Here is an 11,293-nt window from a genome sequence, read left to right as displayed (position 1 = left end):
GATTATTCCTCGCCCTGGCTGTGTGATGATGGCATTGAATGATTACCCATTGCTTGATGCTCATTACTCATCTGCTGATGTTTACCCATGGCATGATGTTTTTTATTCATATCGCCATGCGCCTGCATGTATTTCATCACTATGGTATGAAATAAACCGCCATCAACCTTGCCATAATAAGCAACTGGGTTGTTCTCACTTGCTTTTGCAAGCTCAACATAATTGGCATGAGTAAGATTATTAGCGTTAGTTTTTACCTGTTCAACCCACTGGTTGAAGTCAGCTTTTGTTGGCGTTGCGATGGCATTAAATTTCATACCAGTAAAACCCGCGCCACTGTAATTAGCCGAAAAGCCTTTAAACGTGCCTGGCTCATTAGCAATTAAATGCAGCTTAGTTTCCATGCCCGCCATTGAGTAGATTTGACTACCTAACTGAGGGATGAAAAACGAGTTCATGGTGCTTTCTGACGTGATTTTGTATTCAACCGGAACATTAGCAGGAAATACCAATTCGTTTACCGTAGCAATACCTTGTTCAGGGTAAATAAATAACCATTTCCAATTAAGTGACACCACTTCAACAGTAAGATGTTCACCTTTACCTTCTATCGGTTTATAGGGGTCAAGCTCTTGCGTTGACTGCCAGGTGATCACACCTAAAATAACAACAATAACAATAGGAACCGCCCATACAACAGCCTCAATCTTATTAGAGTGAGCCCATTTTGGTGCGTAAATTTCATGGTTTTGTGTGTCTCTGTATTTCCAAGCAAAATATAAAGTCATCACAATAACGGGGATCACAACTAACAACATAAGCACAGTGGCGATGATGATCAGATTTTTTTCATCAATACCTATCTGCCCTTTTGGGTCGAGTACCCCGCCATTACAGCCTGATAAAATCAGCGCCATACTAGCTAAAGCAATATTAAAAAGGTTACGAATTAACAAGGGACTATCCTAAAACCTAAAGAGTTTTTATTAGCTGCCAAAAATATTTAGCAACGATATTTGATAAAAACCCAAGTTAATTAAGATTGAATTACAATAATGCAGAGCGAATGCAAGCATGAAGTATTGACCACTGGCTTAATAAAACCACCTAGCAGAACCAACCCAGCTTTTTTAAACACATTAATATAACGCAATAAAAATTAACTTGGGTGAGGTATGGTTGGCTGAGAGTGTGTAAAAACACTAAGCTACAATGAAAGTAATCGTTATTTACAGCAAGAATAAATAATTAGATACCACAGGTGTAACCTATACCCATAAAATTAATGGGTAAACAGACAACCTGTAAAGCTAGGTGGAGCACGACAACCATGCGCAGCTTGCACTGGTTGCTGAACTTTAGCCTCGCTAAAAGCAAAGGCTGCTTTACGGAGGATTATCCCAGCACGACGCGCTGGAAACATGTGGAACAATAGCCAACAAAGGCCAATAAGTAACTGACACGATAAGATGGGATGAGCTAAAAATTCGGCAATTGTCAGTAATAATGGCTCTATAAAAAAGCCATCACTGACCAATGCTTCAAGCCTAAAGGCATCCTCAATAGCGCCACTAAGCAACATAACGACATTAAAAACTAATAATGTTACAGCCACACTCACGCCCTTTTTCGCTTTTTTAAAGCGCTCATGCAACACTGACTTACCTAAGGTAAGCAAAGCGCTGGTATGAAACAAAGAAAGTGAGTTCAAAAACATTAACCTATTAAAATGACTAATAACAAAATTCGGTGTACACCGTGGCAACAAAAAAGGTTGCAGCCGTAAAGCCTTATACAGTGACATGAAATACAGTCTCAACGCATTAGCACTATTTTGCCAAGCTAGTTTTGATCCGCATCAATAGAACTTTCAAAACTTACTGAAAGTTCGGGCATGAGTATAACAAAGAGAATTTTCTGTTCAAGATAAAAACACGATTATTTTATCGGCTGGTGATTTATTTATGCCGATATAAATAAAAAACCTCCCGTAGTGAGCTACGAGAGGTTTTTTGTTTAAACAGGGATACCCTATTTAAAGAATTTGGTTTTCTTTCCATACTTGCTCTTTGGCTAGACGCTTTTTGCGTTTATCACATGGATCATCGCAATCACATGCTTTATCAATACCTACAGAGCCTAGGCCTCCGCAGCTACTCGCCATCGATTTTCTTTGTACTATCATGCCTATCGCCATTGCAGCGACAATTAAAATAAGTAAGCCAAAGGTTAGAAAAAAAAGTGACATTGCTTAGCCCCTATTGTTCAGCAATAAAATGAGCCCAAACATCATATCTGAGCTTATTGCATTATATACCCTCATGATAAGGATATAAACCTAAAGACTATAAATAAGGCTTAAACGCAGGGCTTGAATAGGTGACTAACCCCTGTGCCGATTTCGCAATTAAATACACAGGTAAATCATGCTGCTGCGCATAGCGTTGTGCCTTTTCCATACCCATTACCGTTAAAGCAGTCGCTAAACCGTCCGCCGTCATTGCACTTGGGTGTAAAACAGTAACAGAGACTAAATCGTGCTTAATTGGCATGCCTGTCATCGGATCAATAAGGTGCGTATAGGTTTCACCATCCATAGTATAAAAAATTCTATAATCGCCAGAGGTGGCAATACCATTATTACCCGGTGTTAATACGCGGTGTACTTTACGCTCGCCCGGATTTGCATCAGGTTGTTCGATTGCTATTCGCCATGCTTGATTGTCTGGTTTTGTACCAGCAATACGCAGTTCTCCACCAATTTCAACCATGTAATCTGTAATGCCTTTACTTTGTAATAGCTCAGCAACTTTATCAATACCATAGCCTTTTGCGGTAGCCGAAAACGACAGCTCTAAATCAGCAACTGTTTTAGCTAACCCTTGCTCATTAAGGACCAGCTTATCTATACCAATGTTACTGACCATATTTGCCAGTGCTTCATCCGTTGGGCGCTTTGTTGGTTTTTTATCAGGACCAAACCCCCATAAATCAATTAGCGGTCCCATAGTCACATCGAGTGTTTTAGTTGAATCACCAATTCGTATAGATTCTGCAATAACCGCTCTAAAATCATCACTAATTGGCATTACTTGATTAGCACCTAAACGGTTAAAGGTGTTTATTTCTGACTCTTCAATATAGGTCGACATAGACTGGTTAATATCAACTAAAACCGCATCTATTTCTGCTTGTACTGCTTGAGGGTCTACTTGATCAGCGTAAAACTTGATGTGGTAAGTTGTCCCCATCGTTTTACCTTCAAGGTAAGCTTCTTCGTTGTGTTGTGAATTGCCACAACCGGTGATAAGTAACGTGGATATGATTAAAAATAAGGCTACCACGCCTTTAACTGTGCTTAATCGATTCATAATAGCCTACTTATAAAGGTTAAATAGAGTATCAACTAAAATCAGCGGTAAAGCCAAACTCAGTCAGTTGATATAAAAAAGCCTCATAACACTTAGTGCTATGAGGCTGGTATTTTAACTAAATTTATTTAGTTTGGGTATTAGCCACCGAAATCATCTAATAAGATGTTTTCTTCTTCTACACCTAAATCTTTAAGCATAGAGATAACTGCCGCATTCATCATTGGAGGACCACACATGTAGAACTCACAATCTTCAGGCGCTTCGTGGTCTTTAAGATAGTTCTCAAATAACACGTTGTGGATAAAGCCAGTGTAGCCTTCCCAGTTATCTTCTGGTTGCGGATCTGAAAGCGCTGTATGCCAAACGAAGTTATCATTTTGCTCAGCTAGGCCGTCAAAATCTTCAACATAAAACATTTCACGCTTAGAACGCGCACCATACCAGAAACTAATTTTACGCTTAGAGTTTAAACGCTTAAGTTGGTCAAAGATATGTGAACGCATTGGTGCCATACCTGCACCACCACCTACGAATACCATTTCAGCGTCTGTGTCTTTAGCGAAGAACTCACCAAATGGACCAGAAATAGTTACTTTATCACCTTCTTTCAGTGACCAAATGTACGATGACATTTTACCACATGGTAGGCTTAGGTTTCTTGGCGGCGGCGTAGCGATACGCACGTTAAGCATAATAATGCCTTCTTCTTCTGGGTAGTTAGCCATTGAGTAAGCACGAATTGTTTCTTCGTCTACTTTTGACTCCAGGTCGAAGAAACCAAAATGGTTCCAATCGCCACGATACTCTTCAGGAATATCGAAATCAGCGTATTTAACATGGTGAGCTGGCGCTTCGATTTGGATGTAACCACCCGCACGGAACGGCACTGACTCGCCATCTGGAATTTGTAGCTTAAGTTCTTTGATGAACGTTGCTTTGTTATCGTTAGAGATAACTTCACAATCCCATTTTTTAACACCGAAAATTGACTCTTCAAGTTCAATTTCCATGTCATTTTTAACATTAACCTGACACGCTAAACGACAACCTTCACGTGCTTCACCTTTAGAGATGTGGTCAAGTTCAGTTGGCAGAATATCACCGCCACCTTCTTTAATGTGAACGCGACACTGACCACAAGAGCCACCGCCACCACATGCAGAAGATACGAAAATACCTGACTCAGATAGTGCACCTAATAGCTTACTACCTGCTGATGTTTTAATGGCTTTGTCTGGATCGCCATTAATACCGATGATGATGTCACCGCTTGCAACTAGCTTAGATTTAGCACCAATGATGATTAAAACTAGTATTACAACGATAGCGATAAAAACACCAACGCCTAAGAAAATATCCATGATTGACCTCGCTATTATTACAGTGAAATACCAGAGAATGACATAAAGCCAAGACCCATCAAGCCAACAGTGATAAAGGTAATACCTAGACCACGTAAACCATCTGGTACGTCTGAATACTTCATTTTCTCACGGATACCTGCAAGTAATGTAATTGCAAGCGCCCAACCCACACCAGCGCCAATACCATAAACAACAGACTCGCCGAAGTTATAGTTACGCTCAACCATGAAGGCTACCGCACCAAAAATTGCACAGTTAACTGTGATTAGTGGTAGGAAAATACCTAATGCGTTGTACAGTGGTGGGAAGAACTTATCTAATGCCATTTCAAGAATTTGCACCAGTGCAGCAATAACACCAATGAAAGTTAAGAAACGTAAAAAGCTAAGATCCGCTTCTGGGTAACCAAGCCACTCAAGTGAGCCTGGTGCTAATACCGCATGGTAAACCAAGTTATTAACCGGTACTGAAATACCTAATACAACAATAACCGCTACCCCTAGGCCAATTGATGTAGTTACTTTTTTAGACACGGCTAAGAAAGTACACATACCTAGGAAGAATGCTAACGCTAAGTTTTCAATAAAAACGGCTTTTACAAATAAACTAATATAATGTTCCACTTATCGCCCCTTACGCTTTAGCTTCTACTTGGTCTTTCTTATAAGTACGAAGTACCCAAATGAATAAACCAATGATGAAGAATGCACTCGGTGGTAAGATCAATAGACCCATAGGTTGGTACCAACCACCATTTTGTACTAATGGAATAATATCAACACCGAACAGTGAACCTTTCCCGAATAACTCACGAATAAAGCCAACAGTAAGAAGCACTACAGAGTAACCTAAGCCATTACCAATACCATCAAGGAAAGACATTAATGGCGGCGACTTCATTGCATAAGCTTCAGCACGACCCATTACGATACAGTTAGTAATGATTAGACCAACGAATACAGATAACTCTTTTGCCGTAGCGTAAGAGAAAGCTTGTAGTACTTGGTCAACCACGATTACTAATGATGCAATAATCGTCATCTGTACGATGATACGTACTGATGATGGGATATGGTTACGAATAGTCGAGATAAAAAGGCTAGAGAATGCAGTTACCAATGTCAATGCGATTGACATGATTAATGCATTTTTTAAGCTAGACGTTACCGCTAGCGCAGAACAAATACCAAGTACTTGTAATGCGATTGGGTTGTTAGCGAAAACTGGACCGAATAGGACCGCCTTCATTTCTTTAGTATCAGCCATTAGTTCAATGCTCCTTTACGTACTTTCGCAAGGAAAGGGCCAAAGCCATTTTCGCCAGTCCAAAAGTCAACTGCATGGTCAACACCGTTAGATGTTAATGTAGCACCTGAAAGACCGTCGATCTTATGCTCATCACCAGCTGCAGTCCCTTTAACGATTTGGATTGGTAACTCTTTACCTTCCCACGTTGCAGTCCACTGTGGGTTTTGAATTTCACCACCTAAACCAGGTGTTTCGTTATGTTTGTAGAAAATAATGTCTTTAATAGTTTCGCCATCGCTTTCAAGCGAGATAAAACCGTACATTAAACCCCATAAACCATAACCCTGAATAGGAAGGATGATTGCATCAGTAGAGCCATCGTCTTTTTTAGAGATGTAAACAGGCGCACGCTTGGTAATACGTTGAATACCGGCGATGTCCTTAATACCATTCTCTTTAAGAGACTTGCTTAAATCAGCATCATATTTGCTTTTTTCAAAGTCGAAATCTTCTACCGGCTCAGCAAACTCACCACTTTGCATATCAACAAAGCGGGTTTCGATTTTAGCTTCAAACGTTTCTGCAACGTTATCAACTTTGCCAATACCAGCAGCAGCTAAGATATTGCTTTGAATATCTTTTGCTTTATTTGCTTTTTGCAGAGGGCGTAGTTGTACAGATGTTAGCGATACAATAACTGCACACACTAAACATAATGAGACAACAACAGCTAGCGTTTTGCCAATTGATTCGTTATTACTAGACATTACGTGCCAACCTCCGCTTGATATTAGCTTGCACTACAAAGTGATCGAATAAAGGTGCAAACAAGTTAGCAAATAAGATTGCTAGCATGATGCCCTCTGGGTATGCAGGGTTAACAACACGGATCATGATAACCATAAAGCCAATAAGCGCACCGTATGCTAATTTACCTTTATCAGTAAATGCAGCAGATACAGGGTCAGTTGCCATAAAGAACATACCGAATGCAAAACCACCTAATACCATATGCCAGTACCAAGGCATAGCAAACATAGCATTGGTTTCAGAACCAATAGTATTTAGTATTGATGAGGTTACTACCATACCTAGAAATACACCTAGCACGATACGCCAAGACGCGATACGTACATAAATTAGGAATAAACCACCAATAAGCACTGCTAGTGTAGACGTTTCGCCCATAGAACCTTGAATGAATCCGTAAAACGCATTCCACCAAAGCTCAATATCAGTCGCGTAATTTAACGTACCAGCAAACGCTTGACCAAGCATAGTCGCGCCAGAGAATGAATCTACGGCAGTCCATACTGTGTCACCTGAAATTTGTGCAGGGTATGCGAAGAATAAAAACGCACGACCAGCAAGCGCAGGGTTTAAGAAGTTACGACCTGTACCACCAAATATTTCTTTTGCGATAACTACACCAAAAGTAATACCTAGCGCAACTTGCCATAAAGGAATCGTTGCAGGCAGGATTAATGCAAATAATACAGAGGTTACGAAGAAACCTTCATTTACTTCATGCTTACGCACAGAAGCAAACAATACTTCCCAAAAACCACCGACAATAAAGGTTGTTGCATAAATAGGTAGGAAGAAACATGCTCCGTAGAACATTTTTGCGCCCCAACCAGCATCAACGGTTAACTCACCGCCTAATAACTGGAATAAACCTACTTGCCAAATGTTAGCTAGTTCAAAACCATTACCAAGCGCGATTGCCGCTTGATGACCAATATTGAACATACCAAAGAACATGGCAGGGAACGTCGCCATCCACACTAAAATCATCATGCGTTTTAGGTCGATGTTATCACGAACGTGAGTTGAACCTTTGTTTACGTAACCTGGCGTGTAAAAAATAGTCGCAGCGGCTTCATACAGCGCGTACCATTTCTCATGCTTACCACCTGGTTCAAAATGCGGTTCGATATCTTCTAAGAAAGTTTTTAAGCCCATTTTAGCCTTCCTTCTCGATCGTAGTTAAGCAATCGCGTAGGGCTGCGCCGTACTCGTATTTGCCAGGACAAACGAAGGTGCATAACGCTAAATCTTCTTCATCTAATTCAAGCGCACCTAATGAAATTGCACTGTCTAAATCACGAGACAATAAGTCACGTAATAAGAGCGTTGGCAAAATATCAAGTGGCATAACACGCTCATAGCTTCCAAGTGGAACCATGGCACGTTTTGAACCGCCCGTAGACGTTGTCATTTTAAATAAACGACTCGGTGTAAGGTGAGACAAGAATGTACGCGTTACAGAGAATTTATCACTACCTGGTGCAATCCAGCCAAAAAATTCTTTTTCGCGACCTTCAAGTAATACAGATACTTGAACATGGTAACGACCTAAAAATGCATGAACGCCAGACGACGTAGCACCTGCAAGTACAGAACCAGAAATAACACGGTTATCACCGTCTTCTAATTCACCTGCAACTAAGTCATCAAGTGAAGCACCTAATTGTGTTTTCACTAAACGAGGATTCTTAACACGCGGACCTGCAAGCGAAATCACACGGTCTGTGTAAATTTCACCAGTAAGGAAAAGGTGACCATACGCAATAACGTCTTGGTAACCAATGTGCCAAACTTGCTTACTAGCAGATACTGGGTCAAGGTGATGGATATGAGTGCCAACAAGGCCAGCCGGATGCACGCCACCAAACTCATGTACTTCTACTTGAGCAATAGGTGAACTAGGAACTTGACTACCTGCTTGCTTACAAACAAATACTTTGCCATCGGTTAAACGTGACACAACAGCCAAACCTGCTTCAAACGCTTTCGCATTTTCAGCAATAATTACTGCAGGATCTGCAGCAAGTGGATTGGTATCGATAGCTGTCACAAAAATAGAGCTCGGATTTGCATCCAACGCTGCCACTTTACTAAATGGACGAGCACGAAGTGCTACCCATTGACCCGATTGAACTAGTACTTCTTTAGCTTTTTCACGGTCTAAGCTGTTAAGCTCAGTTTCCGAGAAAGAACCAAAGGTGATTTGCTCACTGCCGTTTACTTCAATAACAACAGATTGCAGAACACGTTTAGCACCGCGATTAATTTCTTTTACTGTACCAGAAGCTGGTGCAGTAAATAATACGCCTGGGTTCTTTTTATCTTCAAAAAGTACCTGGCCTTTTTTGACTTGGTCATCCACACGAACATGCATGGTTGGACGCATACCGATAAACTCTTCACCTAGCACAGCTACACGTTTGACGGCAGAACCATCATGAATAACTTGCTGAGGTGCGCCCTCTAAGGGTAAATCCAGACCTTTTTTTATATTGATCATACGCACTTGCACTACATTAACGGAAAGAAACTGAAAAATCGTACTAACCACGCCGCTATTTGTATTATTGCAAGCTATATAAAATGACTCGCTATAAATACCAAACAAGCAGCGCAGTAAAACTCCTCACATATTGCTTTGATTTTAACATTATTGTGGCTGACTATGCGAGTGTATTTATGAAAATTATACGAGAGAAACGTTTATTTAGTTTTGTAATTAACAATTAATAAAATACAAGCTAGACCAAAGTGGTAAATTAGCCAACAATTAGCAAATATTTTTTCAAATCAAAGCTAAAAAACAAAAAAGCCGCACAAGGCGACTTTTTCAAAAATGCGCTATCAGCGACAAGTTAGTCAATCATATTGGCAATAGGTGCAACAGGATTTACATCTTGTTCATAATCAACCGCGTCAATACCAAAACCAAACAAGCGTAAAAATTCATTATGGTAACCAATATAATCGGTTAACTCATCAATTGAGTCTGTATCTACACTATCCCAAATGGCTTGAACGCGAGATTGAACGTCATCTTCCAGTTCTTTATAGTTTTGGAATAAATGCCCGCCCTCGTCAAAGCGAGGTGAATCACCGTATAAGTTCTCACTAAATAGCGCATGAATTTGCTCAATTGTGCCCTCGTAAGTGCCATCAGCCTTCATCACTTTAAATAAGGCAGAAATATAAAGTGGCATGATTGGAATTGCAGAGCTTGCTTGAGTAACAACCGCATTAAGCGATGAAACGTAGGCTTCACCATTTAAATCTTGGGTAGCAGCTTTAATAGCAGCAGTGGCACGGTCTAAATCTTCTTTGGCTTTACCAATTGTTGCATGACCGTAAATTGGCCACGTTAGTTCTTTACCAATATAAGTGTAAGCCGTGGTTTTAAAGTTATCTGCGAGTACATCAGCGTCTTTAAGTGCATCAATCCACATTTCCCAATCTTCGCCACCCATTACTTTAATGGTGTTGTCGATATCGTCTTGGTTCGCCGCTTCAACGGTTACTTCATCAATTTCACGCTTTGATGTATTTAAGTTTTTAGTGGTTACCGCATTACCAATTGGCTTAAGCGTTGAAGAAAACACTTCGCCGGTATTTGGATCAGTTCGACGAGGTGACGCTAAGCTGTAGATAATACAGTCAACTTTACCTAATTCAGCTTTAATGGTGTCGATTGTTTTTTGTTTAATTTCGTTAGAAAACGCATCACCATTAATATTTTTTGACCATAAACCTTCAGCTTCAGCGGCTGCTTGAAACGCCGCCGTATTATACCAACCCGCAGAACCTGTTTTACGCTCAGTGCCTTCTTTTTCAAAGAAAACACCTAATGTTTTAGCGCCACCACCAAATGCAGCGGTAATGCGAGACGCTAGGCCATAACCTGTAGACGCACCAATAACTAATACATTTTTAGGTGCATTTTTTAATGCCCCTTGCTGCTTAACATAATTAATTTGTTCTTGTACATGCTCTGCACAGCCTACTGGGTGTGCATTGGTGCAGATAAATCCGCGAATTTTAGGCTTAATGACCATTGATCATCCTATATCTTTTACAATAAAAATTAGCGCTAGTTTAAAGGCTAAAACAAAAAAAACTGATCTGATCAGTTACTCACTGCTCAAACCAATCCACTATTACCTGTTATCCAACTTTTGAGCCGCCCATGCAATTAGGTGACTGCGGCGCTTCGCCGTCGTGCTCTGTAAATTCGTCAGGGGTATAAGTGTGCATCGCAAGCGCATGAATATGATTTGCCAGCTCATCTTTTAAAATTTCATTAATTTCACGATGACGCTGCAATAATCGCTTACCAGCAAATTCCTCACTGACTACAATCACTTTAAAGTGTGATTCAGTCCCAGCACTGTGCATATGGCTTTCGTTGATCACATTTAAATGCTTGCACGCAATCGCATCGGCTAGCTTGTTACGTATTTGTTCTTGCATTGACATAAAAACCATCCTCAAAATTCAGTTATG

At 40.4% G+C, this 11,293-nt stretch carries 12 protein-coding genes; all 12 read right to left on the bottom strand.

The annotated features are described in order from the left end of the window. Positions 1–2 precede the first annotated feature (2 nt). The 12 genes from cyoA to PISS_RS04200 all read right to left on the bottom strand — a co-directional run bounded on the left by cyoA (position 3) and on the right by PISS_RS04200 (position 11,266). Positions 3–956, bottom strand: coding sequence for a ubiquinol oxidase subunit II (gene cyoA, locus PISS_RS04255; protein ID WP_058154301.1), 954 nt, complete (start codon positions 954–956; stop codon positions 3–5). A 326-nt stretch (positions 957–1,282) separates the two neighbouring features. Next, complete coding sequence (locus tag PISS_RS04250) at positions 1,283–1,711, bottom strand: hypothetical protein (RefSeq protein ID WP_013464351.1); 429 nt, start codon at positions 1,709–1,711, stop codon at positions 1,283–1,285. 324 nt (positions 1,712–2,035) lie between these two features. After that, positions 2,036–2,248: a (Na+)-NQR maturation NqrM gene (nqrM, locus tag PISS_RS04245; RefSeq protein WP_010391098.1), complete on the bottom strand. Its 213-nt coding sequence runs from the start codon at positions 2,246–2,248 to the stop codon at positions 2,036–2,038. Between the two features lie 97 nt (positions 2,249–2,345). Continuing rightward, positions 2,346–3,371, bottom strand: a complete 1,026-nt coding sequence (locus PISS_RS04240; RefSeq protein ID WP_036956789.1) for an FAD:protein FMN transferase — start codon at positions 3,369–3,371, stop codon at positions 2,346–2,348. A gap of 140 nt (positions 3,372–3,511) precedes the next feature. Continuing rightward, on the bottom strand, positions 3,512–4,735 hold the full coding sequence (gene nqrF / locus PISS_RS04235; protein WP_013464349.1) for an NADH:ubiquinone reductase (Na(+)-transporting) subunit F: 1,224 nt from the start codon (positions 4,733–4,735) through the stop codon (positions 3,512–3,514). Positions 4,736–4,752: 17 nt separating this feature from the next. Next, positions 4,753–5,361, bottom strand: a complete 609-nt coding sequence (nqrE, locus tag PISS_RS04230) for an NADH:ubiquinone reductase (Na(+)-transporting) subunit E (RefSeq protein WP_006791490.1) — start codon at positions 5,359–5,361, stop codon at positions 4,753–4,755. A gap of 10 nt (positions 5,362–5,371) precedes the next feature. Then, on the bottom strand, positions 5,372–6,004 hold the full coding sequence (locus PISS_RS04225; RefSeq protein WP_006791491.1) for an NADH:ubiquinone reductase (Na(+)-transporting) subunit D: 633 nt from the start codon (positions 6,002–6,004) through the stop codon (positions 5,372–5,374). After that, on the bottom strand, positions 6,004–6,753 hold the full coding sequence (locus PISS_RS04220; RefSeq protein ID WP_024601889.1) for a Na(+)-translocating NADH-quinone reductase subunit C: 750 nt from the start codon (positions 6,751–6,753) through the stop codon (positions 6,004–6,006). The genes PISS_RS04225 and PISS_RS04220 overlap by 1 nt, the downstream gene beginning before the upstream one ends. After that, the gene (locus tag PISS_RS04215; protein WP_008111893.1) at positions 6,746–7,951 is read right to left on the bottom strand and encodes an NADH:ubiquinone reductase (Na(+)-transporting) subunit B; all 1,206 of its coding nucleotides are present in this window, start codon (positions 7,949–7,951) and stop codon (positions 6,746–6,748) included. Before PISS_RS04215 ends, PISS_RS04220 begins: the two co-directional genes overlap by 8 nt. Position 7,952: 1 nt before the next feature. Further along, positions 7,953–9,296, bottom strand: a complete 1,344-nt coding sequence (locus PISS_RS04210; protein ID WP_024601888.1) for a Na(+)-translocating NADH-quinone reductase subunit A — start codon at positions 9,294–9,296, stop codon at positions 7,953–7,955. Between the two features lie 355 nt (positions 9,297–9,651). After that, positions 9,652–10,845 carry an enoyl-ACP reductase FabV gene (gene fabV, locus PISS_RS04205; protein WP_058154300.1) on the bottom strand — a complete coding sequence of 398 codons (1,194 nt, stop codon included), beginning with the start codon at positions 10,843–10,845 and terminating at the stop codon, positions 9,652–9,654. 109 nt (positions 10,846–10,954) lie between these two features. After that, positions 10,955–11,266, bottom strand: coding sequence for a BolA family protein (locus PISS_RS04200; RefSeq protein WP_028835483.1), 312 nt, complete (start codon positions 11,264–11,266; stop codon positions 10,955–10,957). Positions 11,267–11,293 lie beyond the last annotated feature (27 nt).

This window comes from Pseudoalteromonas issachenkonii (genome assembly GCF_002310795.1).
In the GTDB taxonomy this organism is placed as follows: domain Bacteria; phylum Pseudomonadota; class Gammaproteobacteria; order Enterobacterales; family Alteromonadaceae; genus Pseudoalteromonas; species Pseudoalteromonas tetraodonis.
This window is presented reverse-complemented; position numbering and strand designations above follow the sequence as displayed.